Below are 25772 nucleotides of genomic sequence, written 5' to 3'. Positions count from 1 at the left end.
CCTTCTTTAATTTAATTGTCGACTTTATGCTTATCAACCTTTTTAGCAAGTTGATTCAGTTCGCTCTCCAAATCATCTAGTATACGTAATTTTTCGTCTAGCTGATCTTCGAAGTTTGTTGCTTGAGATAATTCTTTTTGTACTGGAGTATCTAACTGTGGGAGAGCCGCGGAACTATCGGTAGGTTTGTTATCTAAGAAGGATAGAAGCTGTTTATAATGTTGTTCTTTTAGATCTTCAATTTCACGCATGAGCATATCTATTTTATTGCTTTTATTTTTTATCTCTTTTAATAAATATAGATTAATATCGATAACTTCACTTCTATTTTTTAACAATTCATCATTTATTAAAGTCAGCTGCTGAGAATTTTTTTGGATAAAATCGTGTAAGGTATTGTCGATATTTTCAATTGCTTTTACATAGCCTTTTGCAATGTGTTCCGGTGAGTGAAGGTTAGGCAGGACCACTTCTTCTTTCCGAGTTTCTTTAATGGTCTTTGTTAACTTTTTATTTTCTTCTAGCAATTCATTTTTCTTTTGTACTAACGCCCTAATAGACGAGATTAATTTTAGTCTCTGATTTTCACGAGATTGAATATCCTCGTGAAGTTTATTCATTTCCTTTTCAAAAGTTCTCTTTAAATTGAGAAGTTCCCTCGACAGTTCTTTTTTCTGATTGGTTAATAGGTTATTTTCCTGTTCAAGACTAATGGCCAAGGAATAGTAATCATTCTTTTGAAATTTATCGATTTCATTTTGAGATTTCACAAGTTCAGATTTCAAAAAGATGATCATTTGTTGTAATTGAAGCGTGTCTTTATTTTGAAGGCTTTCGTTTGCTACGGTTTATCCCTCCAATCAAGTAATTTCTTTTAATAAACGAAGGATGGCTTGAAATTCCTTTTCATTATCATTAATTAATTGATCAATTTCTTCTATAGCCTTTAATTCTAACGCCTTACTTTTAGCCTGTAGTTCGTCATTTATTTCGGGAGTTGTAGGTGGTTCAGTTTGTGTTTTCGATAATAGAAAAGTTAATAATAAATTCAGGGAACTTTTTTCTAAAAACATAAAGCTATTATTATTTTCTTGATGTTTTAAATCGGAAAAGTGTTCTTTTGTAAATTGTCTTAAAATTTCTTCTATTGGTATGGCCCCAACATGCTCTTCTTCGTCAAAGTGATTCAAGGCTATTCCTCCTGTCCAAGGCTGATGACACTCAGATTGATGGGGTTGACCGCAGCTATGCCATCTTGAAATTGATCACAATAGGTAAAACCGGTAATACTACCTGAGTATGATTCGTTTGGTAACCACTTAATTTGAAAATTTGAAAATGAGATAATTTCATTCGGTTTAAGCTCCATTTTACTAAGCGGTTTCAGCAGAAATTCATTTTTGTTTGTGCTATTTGCTAAGCGTATCCAATCAATTGGTCCCTTAAAACTTTGGCTGAATTCTTCACGAACATATCTACCGGTAAAAGAAAACGGGGAGTTCTCCGGTATTATAATAGATATATATGGATTAAGTATTGGTTCATTACCGATATTGTAAATATGATAAGAGCCCAAACATATGCTTTCTTGTTCAAGCTTATGGGAAATATTTAGAGAAGAAGTAAAATAACTTATTATATTAATATTTTGAGATTTCGGAAGCTTCTCGATATGTTCTTTTATTTCTCGTAGATAGGATTTAGTTTGCTTTTGAAGTGTATTAATCTTTACTTCTAGATGGCTCTGGGACATTGCCAAATTTACTCCTCCTTATGGGGAATTTAAGAATATGCATTGCATTTGCTTATGTAAGCAAAATAAAGAAAGGGATTCCCCTTTCTTTATTTTATGACCATTAAGTTAGAATTAGCACAGCTTACAAATACTATGGAAAGACTATCGAACAATTATCTGGTCGAGAAGGTGGCGAGCAAGTAGATGATATATCTGCTCTTGGTTCACAGTAATTTGCTAAAAACTCGACTGTTACTGGGAATGTAGATTGGATGCTTTGACACACTGAAATTGACAGCACTAAATTTGAAAACGTGATTTTATCGTCATGAATATTAGTTATTGAACCTGTAGAGGATACGAAGCAGTCAAGCTCTGTATAAGTAACGTCTACATTTGTTCCTTTTGGTGCACACATTACAACATGTTCATTGCGTGAATAAGTGAAAGGGCAGCTTTTGTACGTCATTCCATTTGTTAGAGTAACACAGATCGTTACTTCAAAGTTCTTTTGAATTGTAAGCTGCTGTAAGCGAACGGATGATCCGTCAATTGTAAACGTACGATTTTCACGATTCTTAATAACAACAGGATCAGTTGATGATGGACATATTTGGCATGTGACGCTAACCACGTCAGACGCTCTTGTGCAGTCTGGTAAATTTTTGAATTTAATTGGACTCGTTGGGAAAATTTCGAATGACAGATCTTTGACAACCCAATCGTAAACTTTTTCGACATTGATGCAAATTAATTCCTTTGCATGAGATGGCATTTGTTCTTGCATTTTTTAAACACCTCCAAATATTTTATCTTTCGTTTGTATATTATGACGTCCCCTAGCTAATTGTATAGGCAAAGAAATAGTTTGATTAAGGGATTTAAATAATTATGGGAATATGGAAAAAATGATCTTGTTGAAAGCAGTAATTCCTTAATAAGTAAAGATTCCTGCTTATTGTTTACGGTGTAACATACAGTAACTCACTTCAATAACATACATATAGATGTGTACTAAAAAGGAGTGAATTACAATGGAAGATTCTTCGTCGAATACTACTCTTCACGAAATTGAGAAGTTAAAACAGAAAATTTCAGGATATAGAGGTGCTTTACTGACATTAAAAATGGGGAATTACTCTGATGATTATCTAATTATAAAGAGGGAATTTGATGCACTAAAAATGCAAATATCTAATATTGAAGATTTCACCAATACGTTCGATGGAAAACATTATGTACAAAGTGAAATATATGAAGAACAGTTTAAACAATTTGCTCTTCAATTATCCGTACTTAATCAAACAGTCAAAGAGATGAGTGAAGAGATTTCAAAATTTTCGAATGAAATAAAAACAAGTAAAAGCGAAGAAAAGCTAGGGAAAGATTCTATGGCTAACCAAAAAGAACCTCAAGTAAAAAAAGTTGACGGTATATCGGAAAGTAATGATGATAAAACACCTCCAAATGATCAAGCATCTAATGCCCCTTATCAGCCATCGTATATTCAGTTACGAAATTTGCCTACTAAGGTTATTGAACTTCAAAAAAATGAAGAAGACATTGCGTCTGTCGATCAAACTGAATTAATATTAAATCCAAACGATCGGCATTATTTTGACCAAAGTTACTATCAATCGAATAATAATCAACAAAATACTGTTTATACTGGATTAAATAAGAATAATTTAGAAGAAGCCTCTATTCAATTTAGAAACTTTGGGGAAAATCGAAATATCCCGACAAGTAATATAGTGAACGGTTACCATTCTACTAGTGTTGCAAATGAGGAAGAGAAAACGAATGACTCCCCTTCAATCTATCACGAAAATGAAAAAACAGACCCAGACACATTTAGTAGTGATAAGCCTATTAGTGAATCTAACAATGACACAATAGTGCTAGAACAACAACATCAATCTCCACCTGAAACACCACCCGAAAAAATAATCAAACAATTAGAGTCTTCAAATGTTGAAAGTAAAAAACAGAAGAGCTCCTCGATTTTTAATATTTTCCGTAAATAGCACTTATGCTTGGAATATAAATATGGCCTATCATATACAATAATCTAGCCTACTGATGAAGCTGCTTCCTGTATTTTGTAGGCGGTAGCTTCTTTAAATGTGCTTTCATTGCCTTCGTCCACTCTCATCGCTTTGTTCATTAAAAACTAAAGTACTGTTAACACCATTTCTAACTTAACGAGTGGACATTGTATGACAATAAACTAAGTGAATAAAGATAAATTTCCTAAAAAAATTTACTAGTTGATTGCCCTTAGTCTCTATTTTTTCAATGAATAAAATAGGGGGGAAGGGAGGTGAGCAATATGTGTAATTGTATGCATAGCGGTTTCAGTGGTAGTTCTAGGCACAGAAGAGTTCATTGTGGGTCTCCATGTTCCTCATTAGGACCATTTAGAGCAGTAAATGCAGCTGACATTAGGCACCATGGCCATTGTCATTGCGGAAGCCATAGCCATAGCCATTGTCACCGCAGAAGACATGATGAATCGTCATCGTCATCATCGTGCAGAAGACATGATGAATCGTCATCGTCATCATCGCGCAGAAGACATGAATCATCATCATCATCATCATCATCGCGCAGAAGACATTGTGAATCGTCATCATCATCATCATCATGCTCATGATCTAGCAATGCAGCACCTAGCTAAGAAGATTAAGATACTAAGGCTAATTTAGTAGGGACAGATAATATTACAGCTCTTGTTACAACATTTCCTGAAATAGTGGGTATTTCTGTTTCAGGAACTGGTATTGCTGCAGTCGTAAATCCTACTAGTGGAGCAAGTAGAGGTATTACGATTTCTTAAATATAAAAAAGTGAAAATGGTAATGGAGATATCTCGTTACCATTTTTTCTATGAATAATTTCTAGCATACGATTTCATTAAAAGAATACACATCAAATTATCCAAATATTTACTTGCAAATACTTTGCTTTAGGAAAGTGCTATGTTACGATGAAAATATGTTAGAAAATATCTAAAATTTGTTGAATTGCATAAAAATGATATGAATATATTTAATTCATCCAATTCAAATTTGAAAGGAGCGTTAAAATGCCAGAAATTAAATGGAAAATAAATAATATACGAAAACAAGTTAGTATTATTGATGGGCATGCCGCTCCTAATTTAGTACTACAAAACGCAAACTATTTACATAGCATGCTAAAAACATGGGTGACAGGCAACATTTGGATTGCCGATGATCGCATTGTTTATGTAGGGAAGGAAATGCCCTCTAATATAGAAGGAACAGAAATAATTGATGTAGCAGGGAAAAAGGTTGTGCCAGGCTATATCGAACCGCATGTGCACCCGTTCCAGCTCTATAATCCACATAGCTTTGCGAAGTTTTGTGCACAAAGTGGTACGACGACGTTTATTTCTGACAATATGACGTTTGTTTCATCTATAGGAAATAAGAAAGCGTTTTCTTTTATGGACGAGTTAAGTGAGCTGCCGTTTTCTTTTTATTGGTGGAGCCGTTTTGATTCGCAAACGGAGCTCGAAAATGAGGGAGAGCTTTATTCGAATGCGTCAGTTATGGAATGGCTTGAGCGTCATGATGTTATTATGGGCGGAGAGCTTACGGGCTGGCCACGTCTAATGCGCGGGGACGACCAAATGTTGTACTGGATTCAGGCAGCCAAGCATAAAGGGAAAAAAATTGAAGGGCATTTACCGGGAGCATCAGAAAAAACATTAACAAAGATGCGTTTATTTGGTGTTGATGGTGATCATGAATCGATGACAATTGAAGATGTAGAAATGCGTTTGCAGCATGGTTATGCGGTGACACTACGTTATTCTTCGATTCGCCCGGATTTACCGCAACTGTTAAAGGCTATTGTCGATAAGGGTTACGATGTATTCGATCATTTAATGATGACGACAGATGGTTCAACACCGAGCTTCCATCAAGACGGAGTGATTGATAAATGTATTCGTGCCGCACTTGATGCAGGTGTACGTCCAGTAGATGCCTATAATATGGCAGCTTATAACGTCGCTCGCTATTACAATATGACAAATCTACATGGTTTAATTGCAACAGGTCGCTATGCAAATATCAATATTTTAACAGACGAACTTTCACCAACTCCAGAAGCAGTTTTATCGAAAGGGGTTTGGTTGAAAAAAGAAGGGGTAGACACACATGCTTTCCCAAAAACAGACTTATCGGTATTTGGCGAACTAGCATTGGACTTTGATTTACATGAAGCTGACTTCCAATTTTCGATGCCAATCGGAATTGAGATGGTCAATGATGTTATTACGAAGCCTTATAGTGTGAAAGGCCAAGGTCACAATAATGTATTATCAACGAATCATGACGAAAGTTATTTAATGCTTGTAGATCGTCATGGTAAATGGCGTATTAATACGATGATAAAAGGCTTTGCAACACATGTGAAGGGCTTTGCATCTTCGTATTCGAATACGGGGGATATTATTTTAATTGGGAAAAGTATGCATGAAATGCTACATGCCTTCAAAGAACTAAAAAAAATGAACGGTGGAATTGTGCTTGTTGAAGATGGACAAGTTATCGTAAAAATTCCGTTAGCATTAGCAGGTAGTGTGTATGATGGTGATGTTCAGGAGCTAATCCCTCTGGAAGTTGAATTAAAGCAAGCATTAAAGCAACGTGGGTACCATCATTCAGATGCAATCTATACACTATTATTTTTACAATCTACGCATTTACCATATATTCGAATTACGACGCGCGGTATTTTTGATGTTATGAAAAATACGGTGATGTTACCGGCCATAATGCGTTAATCAAACATTCTAGGGAGGTGGTTAGCATGAAAAAACGTAATTTACTCGTTTTCGCAATGTTGAGTGCAGCTATTATTTCAGGCTGTTCCGATAAAGAGCAAGCACAGGAGCCCGTAAAAGAAGCTGAGCAAGATGAAATTGAAACAATTGAAGAGGAACTTGAGGTTTCCGAAGAGTTACCATATGTAACGCCATTTACAGGAGAGCGCGTTGCAGAAGAAGTAACGACAAGACCAATAATAGTAACGATAAATAATCATCCACAAGCTCGCCCGCAATCAGGACTTGCTGCTGCGGATGTTATTTATGAAATGTTGGCAGAAGGGGATGTCACACGATTTTTAGCGTTATACCAATCCGAAATTCCAGAATCGATTGGACCTATTCGAAGTGCACGTTCGTATTTTATTGATATTGCTACAGGATTAGATGCCTTTTACATTGCGCATGGTTATAGCCCAGAAGCCAAAGCAATGTTAGATAGAAAAGTAGTAGATCATATGAATGGAATGCAATATGATGGCACGTTTTTTAAACGTTCATCTGAAAGAAAAGCACCTCATAATTCCTATATTACTGGAGAAAATGTAGTCGCCGGTGCAGAAAAAGTAGGGGCTTCATTACTTTATCAGAAAAAAGTGTCATATCCATTTTATGAAGCCGAAGATAGTGTTAAAATAGGAGTAACTGCTAACGAGGTAACGATGAAATATAATAATGGCGGTTCATTCAATAGTCATTATGTTTATGATGCCGAAACAAATCGTTATACACGTTATTCAGCAAATGCTGAAACAATTGATTATGAAACGAATGAATCGATTGAATTGGCCAATGTTCTATTTTTTGAAATGCCACACCGAATAATTGATAGTGAAGGTCGACGAGATATTACGATTACAGGTGGCGGCAATGCGTACGTAGCACAAGCTGGTACAGTGCGTGAAGTGAAATGGAAAAATGCAGACGGTTTGTTAGTCGCTGTAGAAGAAGATGGGACAGATGTGAAGCTCGTACCAGGGAATACGTGGATTCATTTTGTGCCAACAACACCAGGCTTAACGACGGCTGTTACATATTCAGAGTAGAGAGGGAATGGTGGGCTACATGCAGGTTGAAAAGATTCGCGGTCATCAAACAGATCAGTTATTTAAAGCGGTTCTAGAATTAAAAGATATTGAGGAATGCTATAAATTTTTTGATGATTTATGCACGATTAGTGAAATCCAATCATTAGCACAGCGTTTTGAAGTAGCACATTTATTACGTTTAAAGAAAACGTATGAGACAATCAAAAAAGAAACAGGTGCTTCAACAGCAACGATTTCACGCGTTCGTCGCTGCTTCGATTACGGTAATGATACTTATGATGAAATGCTTGGTCGTCTTTATCCAGATGAAAAGCCATTTACTTCAAAGTAACAAACAGCTCATCCATATAAATAATAGGATTAGGCTTAAAAGACTGAGCAAATTTATTCGCTCAGTCTTTTAATATTTTTCTTAGATTCGTTATACTATTAGATAGTCGCAATTATAAAGAAATGACTTAAAAACGTTAATATAAATTTTAGAGATAGGTGGAAATTAAAATGGATTATTTATCTTGGCGTCATGTGTTTAAATTAGACCCTGCGAAGGAAATTTCAGATGAGGCGTTAGAGCAAATTTGTGAATCGGGTACAGATGTGATTTTAGTAGGTGGTACGGATGATGTTACGCTTGATGGCGTGCTTGATTTATTAGTACGTGTGCGACGTTATTCTGTGCCGGTTGCGCTTGAAATTTCTGATGTCGAAAGCATCTCGGCTGGCTATGATTTTTACTTCATTCCCTCAGTATTAAATAGTACCGATACTAAATGGGTGAAAGATTTACATCATGAAGCAATAAAAGAATTTGGCGATGTTCTAATTTGGGAAGAGCTTGTTGCTGAAGGGTATTGTGTACTAAATCCAGATTGCAAAGTGGCACAAGTAACGAGTGCCAAGACAGATTTAACCGAAGATGATGTTGTTGCTTATGCACGCATGGCAGAAAATTATTTCAAACTACCAATTTTCTATTTAGAATATAGTGGTGCATATGGTGATGTCGAGATGGTGAAGGCTACTGCCGAAGTACTAGAAAATACAAAGCTGTTTTACGGTGGAGGCATTACGTCGGTAGAACAGGCTAAAGAGATGGCAGCTTATGCAGATACAGTTGTAGTTGGCAATATTATTTATGATGATTTAAAAGCTGCATTAAAAACAGTACAAGCCGTGAAAAATACAGTAAAATAAATTACAATAGAACAAATGGGAACGAACGTTCTTTTTATAGGAGGTTGCGGTATGGAGCACATAGCAAAAAATTTACTGACAGGCATGAATTCACAGCAAGCCGAAGCAGTAAAAACTACAGAAGGCCCGCTATTGATTATGGCGGGTGCTGGCTCAGGAAAAACACGTGTACTAACGCACCGTATCGCGTATTTAGTCGTTGAACGTGAAGTATATCCATCAAAAATCTTAGCGATTACATTTACAAACAAGGCGGCGCGCGAAATGCGTGAGCGTATTGATGGCATTTTAGGAAACGGTACGACAGAAAGCATGTGGGTATCGACATTCCACTCGATGTGTGTGCGTATTTTACGTCGCAATATCGACCGTATCGGCTACTCAAAGAGCTTCTCGATATTAGATAGCTCTGACCAGTTAACTGTTATTAAAAACATTTTAAAGCAGGACAATATCGACCCGAAAAAATACGATCCACGTGCAATTTTGAATACGATTAGCTCCGCGAAAAATGAATGCATTACGGCAAGTGGGTTCGAAACCAATATGAACCCGCATAATCCATTCGAAAAAATTGTGGCGCAAGTGTATAAAGGCTATCAAAAACGCCTAAAACAAAATCAAAGTGTCGATTTTGATGATTTAATTATGCTAACAATTCGCTTATTTAAAGAAGCGCCAGACGTATTAGAATTTTACCAAAATAAGTTCCAGTATATTCATGTTGATGAGTATCAGGACACAAACAAAACACAATACTTATTAGTTCAAATGCTAGCGAAAAAGTTCCGCAATATTTGCGTGGTAGGGGATTCGGATCAATCGATTTATCGTTGGCGTGGTGCCGATATTACAAATATTTTATCGTTTGAAAAAGACTACAAAGACGCGAAAGTCATTATGCTTGAGCAGAATTACCGTTCGACACAACGTATTTTACAAGCAGCGAATAGCGTTATTAAAAATAATAAAAATCGCTATAAAAAGGTTCTACGTACAGATAATCCTGAAGGTGAAAAAGTGCAGCTTTATAAGGCGGGCAATGAGCAGGACGAAGCGCAATACGTTGTGCGCACAATACAAAAGTTGATGCAAGGGGATAACTATAAGTTAGACGATTTTGCTATACTTTATCGCACAAATGCTCAGTCGCGTGTAATCGAGGATGTACTTGTGAAATCGAATATGAACTATCAAATCGTGGGAGGTACAAAATTCTACGACCGCAAAGAAATTAAAGACTTACTTGCTTATTTACGTTTAATTGCAAACAATGACGACGACTTATCGTTAGCTCGCATTATTAATGAGCCAAAGCGTTCAATTGGTGCTACGTCATTCGATAAGATGCTTGGCTATGCACTAGAACAAGACCGTTCGATTTTTGACGCGATGGGCGAGCTAGTGTTTATGGGCTTAACAGGCAAGGCGGCCGCATCAGCTGAAGCATTTTACAATATGATTCGTTCATTAAGTGAGCGACAGCAAGAGCTTTCTGTGACTGAAATCGTAGAAGAAGTACTCGAAAAATCAGGCTACCGCCAAATGCTAAAAGGTGAGAAGTCCATTGAAGCGGAAAGCCGTTTAGAAAATATTGAAGAGTTTTTAACTGTCACACAAGCGTTTGAAGCGCGTAGTGAAGACCAATCATTAGTCGCATTTTTAACTGATTTAGCACTTGTCGCGGATATTGATACATTAGATGAAGAAGAGCAAAAGAAAGGCTCTATTATATTAATGACAATGCACGCAGCGAAAGGGCTAGAATTTCCGATTGTGTTCATTATTGGAATGGAGGAAAATATTTTCCCACATTCACGCTCACTTGAAAATGAAGAAGAAATGGCTGAGGAGCGCCGTTTAATGTACGTAGGAGCAACGCGTGCAGAACAGCGTTTGTATTTAACTTGTGCAGGATCACGTACGATTTTTGGTCGTACAGGCTACAATGCTCCGTCCCGCTTTTTACGTGAAATTGATGAAGAAGTAATAGAACAAGTAACACGCAGTAACGCAAATAGCTACCGCGATAGCTCATTACCGTTTTCTTCAAACCGCTACGATCGCGCGCGCTCACTTGGCGAAATACAAAAGCCATCTTCACAAATTTCCCGCTTAAATTCTACTGGTGGCAATCAGTTTGACTGGAAGGTTGGCGACAAAGCATCTCATGGTAAATGGGGCATAGGTATGGTCGTCAGTGTAAAAGGGGAGGGTGACGGAATGGAACTAGATATCGCATTCCCAGCACCAACAGGAATTAAACGATTGCTTGCAAAGTTCGCACCGATTACAAAGGCTTAGGAGGAAAAACTTAATGAATGAAATTGAACAACGAATTGCGGAGCTAAATAAGCTACTTCATGAATATGGCTATGCGTATTATGTAGAAGATAAGCCACTTGTAGAAGATAGCGTGTACGATCAGCTACTACATGAGTTAATTGCGCTAGAAGAAGCGAATCCACAATTTATTTATGTAGACTCTCCTACGCAACGTGTTGGTGGCGCGGTACTTGAGGGCTTCCAAAAAGTAACACATCAAACGGCGATGCTAAGTTTATCGAATGCCTTTAATGAAGCAGATTTACGCGACTTTGACCGAAAAATTGCTCAAGCGATCGGTTCAAATTATTCGTATGTGTGTGAATTGAAAATCGATGGTTTAGCGATTTCACTACGCTATGAAAACGGTGTGTTTGTACAAGGGGCAACGCGTGGTGATGGCTCTGTTGGTGAGGATATTACAGCGAACTTAAAAACGATTAAAGCCATTCCACTACGATTAAAAAAACCGGTAACAATCGAAGTACGTGGGGAAGCGTATATGCCGAAAAAATCGTTTGAACAATTAAATACTCGTCGTATCGAAAACGGCGAAGAATTATTTGCCAACCCACGTAATGCCGCAGCAGGCTCACTACGACAGCTAGATCCAAAAATTGCCGCCAGCCGTAATTTATCAACATTTATTTATTCGATTGGTGGCGACGGTGAGAGTTACGGTATGGCTGGTCATTGGGAGATGCTGAAGTACTTAGAAAACTTAGGTTTCCCTTCTAATAAAGAACGTGAATACTGTGAAACAATTGACGACGTTTTAGCGTTTATAGAAAAGTGGACAGAGGCACGCCCAAATTTAGCTTATGAAATTGATGGCATTGTTATTAAGGTAAATGCTTATGCACAGCAAGATGAATTAGGCTTTACCGCAAAATCACCGCGCTGGGCAATTGCTTATAAGTTCCCAGCAGAAGAAGTTGTGACAAAGCTTATAGATATTGAACTAACAGTAGGCCGCACAGGTGTAATAACACCAACTGCGATCTTAACGCCTGTACTTGTTGCAGGAACAACGGTTAGCCGTGCTTCACTGCACAACGAAGACTTAATTCGTGAAAAGGATATTCGCCTTGGGGATACGGTCATTGTGCGTAAAGCAGGCGATATCATTCCGCAAATAGTTGGTGTCATCGTAGAACAGCGTCCAGAAGATGCGATACCTTATCAAATGCCCACACACTGCCCGGCTTGTGACGAAGAAGTAGTACGAATCGAAACAGACGTAGCATTACGCTGCGTGAACCCGCTTTGTCCAGCACAAATTGCAGAGGGCGTGAAGCATTTCGTATCGCGTAATGCGATGAATATTGATGGGCTAGGTGAAAAAGTAGTAGAGCAGTTACTGCGTGAAAACTATATTCAAGATGTGTCAGGTCTTTATGATTTAACGATCGAGCAGCTTGTAAACCTAGAACGTATGGGACAAAAATCTGCAACAAACTTAGTAGATGCTGTTGCCAAATCCAAGGACAATTCACTCGAGCGTTTATTATTTGGGTTAGGTGTTCGTCACGTTGGGGAGAAGGCAGCGAAAATTTTAGCAGAACACTTTGAAACGATGGATGCATTAATGCTAGCAACAGTCGAGCAACTGAAGGATATTCACGAAATTGGCGATAAAATGGCAGAATCAGTAGTAGCATATTTTGCAAATGAGCAAATTCAGGAATTAATCAACCGCCTAAAAGACCGCGGCATTAATATGACATACAAAGGCAAAAAAGTAGTTGTGGAAGTGGGTACTAACCCATTTGCCGGAAAAACAATTGTACTTACAGGAAAACTACAGCAATTGACACGTAACGAAGCAAAGGCGAAAATAGAACAGTTAGGTGGAATTGTAGCAGGGAGTGTAAGTAAAAAAACCGATCTTGTTATCGTAGGTGAAGATGCCGGCTCAAAGCTTGAAAAGGCGCAAAGTCTCGGCATTGAAATTTGGGATGAACTACGCCTAATCGACCAATTACTATAGTAAAGGGGACTTGTTCTCATGAAACGTTACCGCTGGATACCGGCGATGATTGCAGCTGTGATGCTATCAGCGTGTACACCAAAAATTACACCTGAAACAGAGCTCACACAGGAATCGGACTCTACTCAACAGGTGGAAACTACGATTATCCCAAACATGCAAATTAGCGATAAATCTTATCGTACGCTAATTCCTTACAAGGAAAGCGCAAGTCGTGGGTTAGTCGTTTCGAATATTTATACGAAATATGATATGAAAGAAGTCGAAACCGGCTTAATGCGTATTTCTCAAAATTTCTTCGACACAGAAAAATATTATTTCCAAGAAGGCCAATATTTAGATGAAGAAACGCTAAAATATTGGTTAGCTCGTCCAAATCAAACAACGGATAAAGGCCCTGAATATCAAGGTTTAAATCCATCAAGTATTGATGAAAAAACAGGTGAAGAAATGGAAGCAACGGTTAGAGCAACGGAAGCACCTGTTTATTTAGCACACATCATCGAGCAAAATTATTTAACTAAAACAGATGATAATAAAGTAAAGCTTGCAGGGATGTCTATTGGTCTTGCATTAAACTCAGTTTACTATTATCAAAAAGAGCAATACGGTGAGTTTTATGAACAAAAAATTCCCGAAGATGAGCTGATTAAAGAAGGTAAAAAGATTGCACAAGAGGTTGTTAACCGATTACGCGCACGTTCAGAATTAGCGGATATTCCGATTACAGTGGCCCTCTTTAAACAGGAAGAACGTAATTCAATTGTTCCAGGTTCATATTTGACGTATAACTTTGCTGATAGTGGTAAAACAGCATTAGGTGATTGGGAGGACATTAACGAAAAATATGTCACATTCCCAATGAATTCGCCTGATGATGTATACCGTGACATGAACACAAAATTTATGAACTTTAAGCAAGATGTTGATAAGTACTTCTCAAACTTTACTAGTATATTTGCAACAGGCTTCTATCAAAATAAAAAAATTCAAAAGCTTGATATTGAAATTCCAATCCAATTTTATGGAACAGCTGAAATTACAGGCTTTACACAATATTTGACAGGCTTAATGCTCAGCCATTTACCACTTGATCTGCATATTACGGTCAGCATTACATCGGTAAACGGACCAGAAGTCTTAATTATTAAAGAACCAAACAATGACGAGCCGTTTGTGCATATTTATGAGTAAATTTTGTGCAAAAATACCATGCTTAAAGTAGCGTGGTATTTTTGCTTTGTTAAGAGAAAATACACTTCACTTCACTAATGCATTAATTTGACGAAAAAACATCTACGTGATGCGTCTCTTTCGTTAATTTTTAAGTGAAGCGCAGATTTTTAGAGTGAAAAATGATATGATAATAAGCATGGTCTAAACGAATTTTGGAGGTGTAACAAATGGCAAAATTATCAAAAGAAGAAGTAAAACACGTAGCGAATTTAGCTCGTCTTGCCATCACAGAAGAAGAAGCAGAGAAATTTGCTGAACAATTAGGTAAAATTACTGACTTCGCAGAGCAGTTAAATGAATTAGATACAACAAACGTAGAGCCTACTTCTCACGTTTTACCATTAGTAAACGTACTTCGCGAAGACGTAGCAAAAGAAGGTTTATCACGCGAAAAAGTAATGCTAAATGTAAAAGAACAAGAAACTGGTCAAATTAAAGTACCATCAATTATGGAGTAATAGGAGGAAATGAACGCATGACAGTATTTGAGCGCACATCAGCACAATTACAAGAGAGCTTAAAGTCTGGCGAACTAACAATTGCGGACTTAACAAAAGAAGCATTTGACCGTGTAGAAAAGTTAGACGGCGATGTACAAGCTTTCTTAGCATTAAATAAAGAACAAGCAACTGCAAAAGCTGCAGAATTAGATAAAGTTCCTTTCGAGGAGCGCGGCCCATTATTCGGTATGCCGATCGGGGTTAAAGATAACATCGTAACTGAAGGTTTAGAAACGACTTGTGCTTCTAAAATCCTAGAAGGCTTCATGCCAATTTATGATGCGACAATCGTGAAAAAATTACGCGATGCGGGCATGATTACAATTGGTAAATTAAACATGGATGAATTTGCGATGGGTTCTTCAAATGAAAACTCAGCATTCAAAACAACGAAAAATCCATGGAATACAAAACACGTACCAGGTGGCTCTTCAGGTGCATCTGCAGCTGCAGTAGCAGCAGGTGAAGTACCATTCTCATTAGGTTCTGATACAGGTGGTTCAATCCGTCAACCAGCAGCTTACTGTGGTGTTGTAGGGATGAAACCTACATATGGTCGTGTATCTCGTTTTGGTTTAGTTGCATTCGCATCTTCTTTAGACCAAATCGGACCAATTACACGCAATGTTACAGATAACGCATTACTTTTAGAAGCAATCTCAGGCGTAGACGAAATGGACTCAACATCAGCTGACGTACCAGTGCCTAACTACGCAGCAGCTTTAGATGGTAACATCAAAGGCTTAAAAATCGCTGTGCCAAAAGAATTCCTTGGTGAAGGCGTTGGCGAAGCAGCGAAACAATCCGTTCTTGATGCATTAGAAGTATTAAAGGCTCAAGGCGCTACTGTAGAAGAGGTTTCTTTACCACACTCTAAATACGCATTAGCAGCTTACTACATTCTTTCATCTTCAGAAGCTTCTTCTAACCTTTCTCGTTTCGATGGTATTCGTTACGGTTACCGCACAGACAACGCGAAAAACTTATTAGAGCTTTACAAAAACACACGTGCTGAAGGCTTCGGTGACGAAGTAAAACGTCGTATCATGCTTGGTACGTACTCATTATCAGCAGGTACGTACGATGCTTACTACAAAAAAGCACAACAAGTACGTACATTAATCAAACAAGATTACGACACAGTTTTCGAAAACTATGACGTAATTATTGGACCAACTGCGCCAACACCAGCATTCGAAATTGGTGCAAACGTAGATGATCCACTTACAATGTACGCAAACGATATTTTAACGATTCCTATTAACTTAGCGGGTGTACCAGCGATTTCGATCCCATGTGGATTCGAAAATGGCTTACCATTAGGTTTACAAATTATCGGTAAACACTTCGACGAGGAAACACTTTACCGCGTTGCTTATGCGTATGAGCAACAAACAGACTTTAACACACAAACTCCAGCGCTATGGGAGGTAAAATAATATGAACTTTGAAACAGTCATCGGCTTAGAAATTCACGTGGAATTAAAAACTAAGTCTAAAATTTTCTCAGCTTCACCAAACCACTTTGGTGCTGAGCCTAATACAAACACTACTGTAATTGACCTTGGTTATCCAGGCGTTTTACCAGTATTAAATAAAGAAGTAGTAGACTATGCGATGCGCGCTTCTTTAGCATTAAATATGGAAATCGAACAAGAGACAAAGTTTGACCGTAAAAACTACTTCTATCCAGATAATCCGAAAGCTTACCAAATTTCACAATTTGATAAGCCAATCGGTAAAAATGGTTGGGTTGAAATCGAAATTCCAGCTAAAGGTGAAACACCAGGTTATAAAAAGAAAATAGGTATTACACGTCTTCACATGGAAGAAGATGCAGGTAAATTAACGCACGCAGATGGCTACTCTTTAGTTGACTTAAACCGTCAAGGTACGCCACTTGTTGAAATTGTTTCTGAGCCAGACATCCGCACGCCAGACGAAGCATATGCATACCTTGAAAAAGTAAAATCAATTATCCAATATTCAGGCGTATCAGACGTGCGTATGGAGGAAGGTTCATTACGTTGTGATGCCAACATTTCTTTACGTCCATATGGTCAAGAAGAATTCGGTACAAAAGCAGAACTTAAAAACTTAAACTCATTTAACTTCGTACGTAAAGGTCTTGAGCACGAAGAAATTCGTCAAGCACAAGTACTTTCTAGCGGTGGTGAAATCGAGCAAGAAACACGTCGTTATGACGAAAAAACAGGTAAAACAATTTTAATGCGTGTTAAAGAAGGTACGGACGATTACCGTTACTTCCCAGAGCCAGATTTAGTACGTCTTTCGATTTCTGACGAGTGGGTTGAGCGCGTACGTCAATCAATTCCTGAATTACCAGATGCACGTAAAGAACGCTACATTTCTGAGTTAGGCTTAACAGAGTATGATGCAAACGTACTTGTTGTTAACAAAGAGATTTCTGATTTCTTCGATGCAACAGCAGCTGCTGGTGCAGATGCGAAATTAGCGGCGAACTGGTTAATGGGTGATATTTCTGCGTACTTAAATGCTGAGCAGAAAGAGTTAAAAGATACAGCATTAACACCAGAAAACTTAGCAGGTATGATCAAGTTAATTTCTGATGGCACAATTTCTTCTAAAATCGCGAAAAAAGTATTCACTGAACTTGTTGAAAACGGTGGCGACGCAGCGAAAATCGTGAAAGAAAAAGGCTTAGTTCAAATTTCTGATCCAGAAGTAATCCGTGGCTTCGTTACAACAGTTCTTGATAACGATGCAAAATCAGTAGCAGATTTCTTAGGCGGTAACGAGCGTGCAATTAAAGCGCTTCTTGGCCAAATTATGAAAGCTTCAAAAGGTCAAGCAAATCCACAATTAACAAACCAAATTTTAATGGAAGAATTAAATAAACGTTAATTCTTCTCTATGCAACGACAGTCTAAAAATAGGCTGTCGTTTTTTTGACGAAAAAATATTTTTGCTATGAAACACTTGATAGATAGTATTGAATCAGTTAATAATTGGAAATGAAATGAGCAAACATCATTAAGTAAAATAGCTTCAACAAGGGGAGATGGGGAAATGGAAAAAATATGGGGGATAGGTCCGTTACAAATTGTGACAGAGCAACAAATATTAGAAAATCAATACGTTGTCATTGAAGGCAAAAAAATTTGTCAAATCTGTGATGCAAAGCAGCTACCAGCTGACTGTGAGATTGTGCATGCAGAGCCTAATTTTAAACTAATGCCCGGCATGATTGATCAGCATATTCATGGTATAGCGGGTGCCGATGCGATGGATGGAACGGGTGAAAGCTTACAAACCATTAGTACATCACTTGCTAAATATGGTGTAACGAGTTTTTTAGCTACAACAATGACTGCCGATGTTGAATTAGTAAAATCAGTCGTACAAACGATTGCACAAAATAAAGAACAGGTAAATGGCGCAAAAATAATTGGTATCCATTTAGAAGGACCGTTTATCAACCCGATTCAAAAAGGGGCACAGTCCGATCAATTTATTATAAAGCCTTCAGTTGAGCTATTTACCCAAATCGAGCAAGCAGCGCAACAAACGATTAAGCTTGTAACGATTGCAGCGGAATTAGACGAAGACCATTCACTATGTAATTATTTTAAATCAAAGCAGATTGTTGGATCAATTGGTCATTCAGATGCTACGTTCGAACAAACACAAACAGTATTAAATAAGCAGCTTATTCAAAATGCCACACATTTTAGCAATGGGATGCGTGCAATTCATCATCGCGAGCCTGGATTGCAAATTGCGCTGCTACAAAGTGATAGTATGATTGAAATCATTGCAGATGGGTATCATATCCACCCGAAAATGATCCGCTTTTTATTTGATACAGTGGGTGAAGAACGGATGATTTTAATTTCTGATAGTATGCGTGCGGCCGATTTGTCGGATGGTATTTATGATTTAGGTGGACAACAAGTGCAGGTGGAAAATGGACTATGTAAGTTAGTGGGGAAAGAAAATATAGCAGGCAGTACACTTAATTTAAATTTAGCTCGCAAAAATATGAAACAATGGCTTAAATTATCGGATGTTACATTAGCAAAATTAACTGCAACAAATAGTGCAAAACTTTTAGGGCTTGCTAATGATAAAGGCTCCATTGCTGTTGGAAAAGATGCCGATTTATATGTCTTAAACGAACAAGAGGAAGTTGTACTAACAGTTTGCGAAGGAAAAATAGTCTATCAAAATACAAAATTGAAAAAGAGGTTATTAAATGAATTTCATTAAAGGTGAGGCAATTCGTAATAATGTTCAACTGAAACAAAGCTTTCTTCAATTAGCGAAAGAGACATTTGACCTTGAATTTGAACATTGGGACGCTTTAGGCTATTGGGATAACACGTATTGTCCGTATGCTTTTGAAGTGGATGGGAGAATTGTAGCCAATGTATCTGCAAATATTGGGACGATGCTAGTAGAAGGAAAAACATATCAAGCCATTCAAATTGGAACAGTTATGACGAATTCAGCGTTTCAGGGACAAGGCTTATCTCGAAAGCTGATGGAGAAAGTGATAGAAGATACAGCAGATGCTGCAATTATTTACTTATTTGCGAACGAAACCGTGCTTAATTTTTATCCGAAATTCGGCTTTGAAACACGTAGACAAGCAACATTTATGATCGAAACGAAGGATTTAAATCTGCAGCCGACGGAAGTAAAAAAAGTAGATATTTCGGATGAAGCTGCTCGTAAATTATTTTACGAAACGACGAAACACCGTATGCCAATTAGCTCGAAAATGAGCATGTTACAAAATGAAAATATTGTCATGTTCCATGCATTAACACAATATAAGGATGCCATTTATTACGTACCGAAATTCAATGCTTTTGTGATTGCAAAGGAGCAGAACGGGTATTTCCAACTCATTGATGTTATTTCAAAACAATATGTTGATTTACTAGAGATTATTGAAAGTTTACCGATTCAGGAAAAAATGGTCGAATTATGTTTTACTCCTGAAAATTTAAAAGTACCCGTACAGCAAGGAATTTTCCAGGATGAGGGCGCGATGTTTGTGAAGGAACAAAGTAATCTCCACTATCCAAATGATGTGTTATATCCATATAGCGGATTAGCATGAGAAAATGAGTTAGAGACAAAAAAATACAATTTTTCACCGCGGAGAAAAATTGTATTTATTAGTGTATGTTTATTTAGTCACAACCTTATTTAATATCTCCTCCGTCACGTCCAACAACCTTTTTTTGGCTGTTTTCGCAATTGGAACATTTTCTAAATCAAAGCCGTGGAAGCAGCCTTCATAAATATCAAATATAATAGTCGTTTTCGAATTATTTAGCTTCTCAACAAATTCACAAACCTCTTCAAAAAATAGGTCATGTGTGCCAATGAACGTATAAATTGGCGGTAACTCATGCAATGCGGCATAAAATGGTGATGCATATGGCGGCACTTTTTGGCAGTTTTTCAAATAGGCCATCCAACTTTTTTCATTTTTCTCTACATTCCAAAGACCAGGAGAAGTAAATTGCTTATGGAATGGGCGAGTTTGCCAATCAAGCATTGGATACAACGGCAATACCCCAGCAATAGATGGTCCTTGTTCATCGCGTGCTTTTAATGTCACAGCTAATGCTAAATTTCCACCTGCACTCCCACCACAAACAATAATTTTCTCGCGGTTTATTTTTAAGCTTTGCGCTTGTTTATTTGCCCATAGAAGCATGTTATAGCCATCTTCTAATGCTGCAGGATAAGGATGTTCCGGGGCTAATCGGTATTGCGGTATAAGGACAACTGCTTGGAACTTATGAACAAAATCAAGCAAATACGAAATGCTATCATCTGGATTTCCGAATACCATTCCGCCCCCATGAAACCAAATGAAGCATGGTGCATTTTTATGTGCCTGTTTTGGCTTTATGTAAATGACACGAAGTTTATCAAGCATGATTTCCTCGATGACGCAACCATTCGTATCAATCGGCTGCTCCGAAAAATGAGTGAACGAACGATTGGCAATAAATTGCTCAAAAGTAACGGTATTGTTTAATTTATTTTCGTAAATTGTCACCAGTTCTGGATGTAAACCGTTCATGTAGAAACCGCCTCTTTTAATTTCTTTTGTTCAATTTTTTTGAAGGCACGCATTGAAAATTGCATCATGCAGTAGCTAAGCACGCTGCCTGCAAATAATGGAATGGCCCCCGGAAGTAGATTAAAGACGCCATACATCAACAACACTATACAAGCATTTAATAATACCGTGAAAGGTGAAGTTAATGTAAATAAAAATGCTTGTTTAATTGTTGTGAAGAATGATAGCTCAAAATGAACATACACTGGGAAAAAGAAGCACAGTGTCCCGAAAACGAGAAAAGCAATGATCATTGTTGGAATGAGCAAAATCGTTAAAAACTCAAATGAATAAATCGCGTAAAAATCAATTGCTAAAATAGCGATGACTACATAACTGATTGCAGCATAACCATTTCCACGTAGCCATTCTTTTTTATAAGTTTGCCAGAATGTTTGTGAAATCGGTTTTTCAACTTCACGTAATAATTGACGGATAACGGTAAATAGGGCAATCGTTGCTGGAAAAAGCCCAAATATAAAAAATCCAAGCATCGAAAAGAACAGCCATAAAAAATTTAGGTACACAATTTTTAATAGCTTTACACCTAAGGTATGAAAACCTTCCCAAAATGTCATATAATGCCCTCCTTTACACTTTATTATAAAATATATTTTCAGAAAAATAATAAAAATCAAATTAAGGACTTTTAATGGACTTGAGTTAGGATAGAATTTTTTGTAGTCTGAAAAAAATAGCAATTACAAATTCAGTAAATGTTATTTTGAGTAAGGGGTTAATTATTTTATAAATAAGGGGGATTCATAATGAAAAATTCTATTTTTAAAAAGTTCGGGCTATTATTCTTAGTTCTAGTTATTTCAGTTGTTATGGCAGCATGTAACGATGACATGGAAGATACTTCAAATGGATCAGATAATTCATCGAGTGGTACGACTGATAATGGAAGCGCTAACACAAACAACGGAGATGCATCAAAATTATCGGGAGAAATTACGGTATGGGCACATCCATATACAGATGGTACAACTGGTGAAGGCGATATGTGGAAAGACTTAGTAGCAAACTTTGAAGCTGACACAGGCGTAAAAGTAAACTTTGAACAAATTCCATGGGCAAACCGTGATCAAAAAATCTTAACAGCGTTAGCAGCTGGCCAAGGTCCAGACGTATTCTACGTTATTCCAGACCAAATGCCACAATACGCAGAACAACAATTAATTTTAGATATTTCACAATATGTATCCCAAGAAGAATTAAGTGGATTTGTCCCAACAGCGATTGAAGCAACAAGTTGGAAAGGCAAACAATATGGTATGCCAATTTTACAAACAGCTGAATCTTTAATTTATAACAAAGATATTTTAAAGGAGCTTGGTGTTGATGAAAACAGCTTACCTACGAATTGGGATGAGTTTAAAGCATTAGCAGAAAAAGCAAAAGCAGCGGGTTACTATGCGTTCTCTTATGCTGGTGGTGGTTCATTAAACAACACAATCTATCCATTCTTGTGGCAAGCTGGCGGGAATGTAATTGATGCAGATAACAACATTTTAATTAACTCACCAGAATCAGTAAAAGCATTCGAGTTAATTAACGAAATGTATACAAAAGGTTGGATTCCACAAGATTCAATTACAGCTTTAGAACATGATTCTCTATACTACGGCGGAAAATTATTAGCAGTAAACGGTTCTGGTATCTCAGTAAACTACCTATTAGCTGAAAAACCATTCGAATTTGTTATTGCTCCACCATTAAAAGATGCTGAGCAATTAACATATGGTACTGTAGGTATGTTCGTAGGTTCTGCGATTTCTAAAAATCCAGAAGCAGCTGCAGAATTTATGAAATATATAACAAATGCTGAAAACCAACGTACATTCAACAACATTACACAATACATTCCAACTCGTGATGAAGCGAAAGACATTTTCGAGGCACAGCCATTCATGGCGCAATTATCAGAATACACGAAATATGCAAAACCAGGTGTTATTCACCCAGAAGGACGTAATATTATGCCTCTAGTTCAAGCTGAAATTCAAGCAATGTTAGAAGGTAAACAAACGCCTCAAGAAGCTGCAGATAAGTCAGCAGATGCAATTGATAAGTTAATTAACAAATAACAAATAATGAGAGTTTGGTCTTAGTGATCAAACTCTCTCCTTACTTAATGTCCAGAAAGGGTGAGACACGTGAACGCTACAACATCTAAACAGGAGAATAAGCAGTCGCTCGGTGCTAAAATTAAGCGTGAATTTAACAAAAATCTATTAGTCTATGTCGTGCTCATTCCTGTTATTATTCACTTTATTATCTTTCAAGTTTACCCGTTTGCGTTAAGTTTTTATTTAACTTTCCATGATTGGAAAATAATTGGCGACCCTGAATTCGTAGGGCTAAAACATTGGAAAACATTATTAGATGATGAAATCGCGTGGAAAGCAATATGGAATACAGTGAAATTTTCCATCTACTATATAGTACCTACTATGGCGTTAGGCTTAGTATTAGCGTTAATTATTAGTTCAGGTGTCAAGTTTTCAGGCTTCTTTAAAGGATTATTCTTCCTACCGGTAGTTACATCGTTCGTAATTATTGCAGGTATTTGGGGCTGGTTATTCCGTGGTACAGACGATGGCTTCATTAACTACTTAATTGGTTTTGCTGGAATTGATCCACAGCTATTTTTGTCGAGCTCTTCACAAGCGCTTATCGTATTAGCTGGGCTAAGTATATTCAAAGTAGCCGGTACAACGATGATTTACTACTATGCTGGATTACAATCAATCGACCGTCATTTATATGAAGCGGCTCGTATTGATGGAGCGAATTCCTGGAAGACTTTTTGGAAAGTAACATTCCCAATGTTAAAGCCAATTCACTTTTATGTGGCGATTACAACGACAATTGGTTCATTCCAAATTTTCGATTCGGCGTTCTTATTAACAAATGGTGGACCTAACTATGCAACGACAACAATTGTGTATTACTTATATCACCAAGGTTTTACGAGCTTAAATTTAAGCTACGCAGCTGTATTGTCTTATGTATTATTCTTCATCATTTTAATTATTTCGTTAATCCAACGAAAATACATTGGGAAAGACCCAAATCATTATTAAGCTGGTGCGGGGAGGAGCAGATAAATGAAAAAAATAATCTCGTATACAGCGTTAGCAATTTTGGCAATTATCTTCATTTTACCATTCGTTGTAATGGTGTTTGGTTCATTAAAAGAAGTTAAGCAAGCACAAATTGATCCACTATTCTGGCTACCAACGGATCCTTCTATACAAAACTATGTAACGATTTTTACAAATGGTATTTTTATTCGCTGGATTTGGAACTCTATCGTCATTACGATTATTCCAGTAATTACACAAATGCTTTTTGCCGCCCTTCTTGGATATATCTTTGCAAAAAAGCAATTTTGGGGGAAAGAAACAATTTTCTGGATTTTCATGGCGGTTATTATGATTCCACAGCAGCTATTTATTATTCCTAAATACATTATGTTCGCTGATTTTGGTTGGATTAATACGTATTGGGCACTAATCGTTCCAGAGCTTTGGGCGATTATGGGTGTATTTTTAGTTCGTCAATTTTTACAAGGGATTCCGAAAGATTTGGAGGAAGCGGCGTACATTGATGGAGCAAATGACTGGCAAATTTTCTTTAAAATTATTTTTCCACTATCATTTCCGGTCATCGCAACGGTTGGTACATTTGCCTTCATTTCAAATTGGAATGATTTATTCCAACCATTAATTTACTTAACGAATGAAAAAATGTTCCCAGTAACAGTCGGCCTTGCTTCAATGCTTGGGAAAGAAGGAAACTTCGGTGTTGAAATGGCCGGAGCAACGATTTCATTTATTCCGACATTTTTAATCTTTATTTTCTTCCAACGTTATTTCACGGAAGGAATCACAATGTCAGGTATTAAATAGGAGGCATTGGATGAAAATTGGAATCATTGGAACGGATTCGTCTCATGCAGTAGCTTTTTCTGAGCGACTGCTAGCAAAAGGACATCAAATCATTGCGTATCAAGGTGGATCTACCATTGCATTTAGTAAAACAAGGATTGACACGATTTCCGCACAAATGCAGCAAATCGGTATACCTTTTGTAGAAACGCTGGAGCAAATGCAAACACAGTGTGACGCATTCATAATTACTTCTGTTGATGCGACACAGCATTTCGAACAATTCAAGCAGCTTGTTTCATGCAAAAAGCCTGTCTTTATTGATAAGCCATTCGCACAAAATAGCGTAGAGGCGATTGCCATTATAAAACTGGCAAGTGAACAAGCGATTCCATTAATGAGTAGTTCCGCTTTACGCTTTGCAGATCCTGTACAAGCAGTAAAAAATAAATGCATCGAGGCGGTGGATATTAGTGCTCCGCTCCCGATGCTCGAACCAAATGATTATTTTTATTACGGAATTCATGCATTAGAAATGATATGTGTATTAAAGAAAATCCCGATAAAGGATGTTTCGGTACATAATCATCAACAGCAGCATTTCATTACGGTACGATTTGAAGATGATACAGTTTCAACCATTCGCGGCTATTTACAAAATCGTCAAAGCTTTCAATTTGTGACACATACCTCATCATTGAGTGAAATGTACACAATTGCAGAAGGTGATTTGCATTTTTATGATCGACTCATAGATGAAATGGAACGATTTTTCATGACAAAACAAAGCCCGATCGCATTAGCCGAAACACTTCAAATTATTCGTATCCTTGAAAAGATGACACAGCATGCAAAATGA

24 protein-coding genes are annotated in these 25772 nt (G+C 37.3%); 18 read left to right on the top strand and 6 right to left on the bottom strand.

Translation table 11 applies throughout. The annotated features are described in order from the left end of the window. Window positions 1-11: 11 nt before the first annotated feature. The 4 genes from O7776_RS17825 to O7776_RS17810 all read right to left on the bottom strand — a co-directional run bounded on the left by O7776_RS17825 (window position 12) and on the right by O7776_RS17810 (window position 2522). A complete protein-coding gene (locus O7776_RS17825; RefSeq protein ID WP_274308275.1) occupies window positions 12-785 on the bottom strand; it encodes a coiled-coil domain-containing 22 family protein in 774 nt (257 codons plus the stop codon). A gap of 75 nt (window positions 786-860) precedes the next feature. Beyond that, a complete protein-coding gene (locus O7776_RS17820; protein ID WP_274308274.1) occupies window positions 861-1190 on the bottom strand; it encodes a hypothetical protein in 330 nt (109 codons plus the stop codon). A 2-nt stretch (window positions 1191-1192) separates the two neighbouring features. Beyond that, window positions 1193-1753, bottom strand: a complete 561-nt coding sequence (locus O7776_RS17815) for a hypothetical protein (RefSeq protein ID WP_274310540.1) — start codon at window positions 1751-1753, stop codon at window positions 1193-1195. A gap of 133 nt (window positions 1754-1886) precedes the next feature. Beyond that, on the bottom strand, window positions 1887-2522 hold the full coding sequence (locus O7776_RS17810) for a BMQ_0737 family morphogenetic spore coat protein (protein ID WP_274308273.1): 636 nt from the start codon (window positions 2520-2522) through the stop codon (window positions 1887-1889). 247 nt (window positions 2523-2769) lie between these two features. On the opposite strand from O7776_RS17810, the gene O7776_RS17805 reads away from it, so the two are divergent. The 14 genes from O7776_RS17805 to O7776_RS17740 all read left to right on the top strand — a co-directional run bounded on the left by O7776_RS17805 (window position 2770) and on the right by O7776_RS17740 (window position 20000). Continuing rightward, complete coding sequence (locus O7776_RS17805) at window positions 2770-3762, top strand: hypothetical protein (RefSeq protein ID WP_274308272.1); 993 nt, start codon at window positions 2770-2772, stop codon at window positions 3760-3762. Between the two features lie 483 nt (window positions 3763-4245). Continuing rightward, the gene (locus O7776_RS17800) at window positions 4246-4443 is read left to right on the top strand and encodes a hypothetical protein (protein WP_274308271.1); all 198 of its coding nucleotides are present in this window, start codon (window positions 4246-4248) and stop codon (window positions 4441-4443) included. A 380-nt stretch (window positions 4444-4823) separates the two neighbouring features. Beyond that, window positions 4824-6554 (top strand): adenine deaminase C-terminal domain-containing protein, encoded by a 1731-nt coding sequence (locus O7776_RS17795; RefSeq protein WP_274308270.1) that lies wholly within the window; start codon window positions 4824-4826, stop codon window positions 6552-6554. Between the two features lie 26 nt (window positions 6555-6580). Continuing rightward, window positions 6581-7642 carry a DUF3048 domain-containing protein gene (locus tag O7776_RS17790; protein WP_274308269.1) on the top strand — a complete coding sequence of 354 codons (1062 nt, stop codon included), beginning with the start codon at window positions 6581-6583 and terminating at the stop codon, window positions 7640-7642. Window positions 7643-7661: 19 nt separating this feature from the next. Next, a complete protein-coding gene (locus O7776_RS17785) occupies window positions 7662-7976 on the top strand; it encodes a YerC/YecD family TrpR-related protein (RefSeq protein ID WP_241370251.1) in 315 nt (104 codons plus the stop codon). A 170-nt stretch (window positions 7977-8146) separates the two neighbouring features. Continuing rightward, entirely contained in the window at window positions 8147-8839 is a 693-nt protein-coding gene (gene pcrB, locus O7776_RS17780; RefSeq protein ID WP_274308268.1) for a heptaprenylglyceryl phosphate synthase, read from the top strand. Window positions 8840-8890: 51 nt separating this feature from the next. Next, window positions 8891-11143: a DNA helicase PcrA gene (gene pcrA / locus O7776_RS17775; protein WP_274308267.1), complete on the top strand. Its 2253-nt coding sequence runs from the start codon at window positions 8891-8893 to the stop codon at window positions 11141-11143. 13 nt (window positions 11144-11156) lie between these two features. Next, complete coding sequence (ligA, locus tag O7776_RS17770) at window positions 11157-13154, top strand: NAD-dependent DNA ligase LigA (RefSeq protein ID WP_274308266.1); 1998 nt, start codon at window positions 11157-11159, stop codon at window positions 13152-13154. An 18-nt stretch (window positions 13155-13172) separates the two neighbouring features. Next, entirely contained in the window at window positions 13173-14348 is a 1176-nt protein-coding gene (locus O7776_RS17765; protein ID WP_274308265.1) for a CamS family sex pheromone protein, read from the top strand. Between the two features lie 209 nt (window positions 14349-14557). Further along, a complete protein-coding gene (gene gatC / locus O7776_RS17760) occupies window positions 14558-14848 on the top strand; it encodes an Asp-tRNA(Asn)/Glu-tRNA(Gln) amidotransferase subunit GatC (protein ID WP_274308264.1) in 291 nt (96 codons plus the stop codon). Between the two features lie 17 nt (window positions 14849-14865). Then, window positions 14866-16329 (top strand): Asp-tRNA(Asn)/Glu-tRNA(Gln) amidotransferase subunit GatA, encoded by a 1464-nt coding sequence (gatA, locus tag O7776_RS17755; RefSeq protein WP_274308263.1) that lies wholly within the window; start codon window positions 14866-14868, stop codon window positions 16327-16329. Between the two features lies 1 nt (window position 16330). After that, window positions 16331-17776, top strand: a complete 1446-nt coding sequence (gene gatB, locus O7776_RS17750) for an Asp-tRNA(Asn)/Glu-tRNA(Gln) amidotransferase subunit GatB (RefSeq protein ID WP_274308262.1) — start codon at window positions 16331-16333, stop codon at window positions 17774-17776. Between the two features lie 165 nt (window positions 17777-17941). Next, window positions 17942-19141 (top strand): N-acetylglucosamine-6-phosphate deacetylase, encoded by a 1200-nt coding sequence (nagA, locus tag O7776_RS17745; RefSeq protein WP_274308261.1) that lies wholly within the window; start codon window positions 17942-17944, stop codon window positions 19139-19141. Then, a complete protein-coding gene (locus O7776_RS17740) occupies window positions 19128-20000 on the top strand; it encodes a GNAT family N-acetyltransferase (protein WP_274308260.1) in 873 nt (290 codons plus the stop codon). Before nagA ends, O7776_RS17740 begins: the two co-directional genes overlap by 14 nt. A gap of 69 nt (window positions 20001-20069) precedes the next feature. Here O7776_RS17740 and O7776_RS17735 read toward each other — a convergent pair whose 3' ends face one another. Then, entirely contained in the window at window positions 20070-20978 is a 909-nt protein-coding gene (locus tag O7776_RS17735) for an alpha/beta hydrolase (RefSeq protein WP_274308259.1), read from the bottom strand. Further along, the gene (locus O7776_RS17730) at window positions 20975-21595 is read right to left on the bottom strand and encodes a YesL family protein (protein WP_274308258.1); all 621 of its coding nucleotides are present in this window, start codon (window positions 21593-21595) and stop codon (window positions 20975-20977) included. Before O7776_RS17730 ends, O7776_RS17735 begins: the two co-directional genes overlap by 4 nt. Before the next feature lie 189 nt (window positions 21596-21784). Here O7776_RS17730 and O7776_RS17725 point away from each other — a divergent pair, with 189 nt between their 5' ends. From O7776_RS17725 to O7776_RS17710, 4 genes are all read left to right on the top strand, one after another. Beyond that, entirely contained in the window at window positions 21785-23107 is a 1323-nt protein-coding gene (locus O7776_RS17725; protein ID WP_274308257.1) for a sugar ABC transporter substrate-binding protein, read from the top strand. A gap of 69 nt (window positions 23108-23176) precedes the next feature. After that, window positions 23177-24106: a carbohydrate ABC transporter permease gene (locus O7776_RS17720; protein WP_274308256.1), complete on the top strand. Its 930-nt coding sequence runs from the start codon at window positions 23177-23179 to the stop codon at window positions 24104-24106. A 24-nt stretch (window positions 24107-24130) separates the two neighbouring features. Continuing rightward, on the top strand, window positions 24131-24934 hold the full coding sequence (locus O7776_RS17715; RefSeq protein WP_274308255.1) for a carbohydrate ABC transporter permease: 804 nt from the start codon (window positions 24131-24133) through the stop codon (window positions 24932-24934). Between the two features lie 10 nt (window positions 24935-24944). After that, window positions 24945-25772: a Gfo/Idh/MocA family oxidoreductase gene (locus O7776_RS17710; RefSeq protein ID WP_274308254.1), complete on the top strand. Its 828-nt coding sequence runs from the start codon at window positions 24945-24947 to the stop codon at window positions 25770-25772.

The organism is Solibacillus daqui (assembly GCF_028747805.1).
Taxonomy (GTDB): Bacteria; Bacillota; Bacilli; order Bacillales_A; family Planococcaceae; genus Solibacillus; species Solibacillus daqui.
Note: the sequence above shows the minus strand (reverse complement) of the source record. Positions and strands in the feature narration are given on the sequence as shown.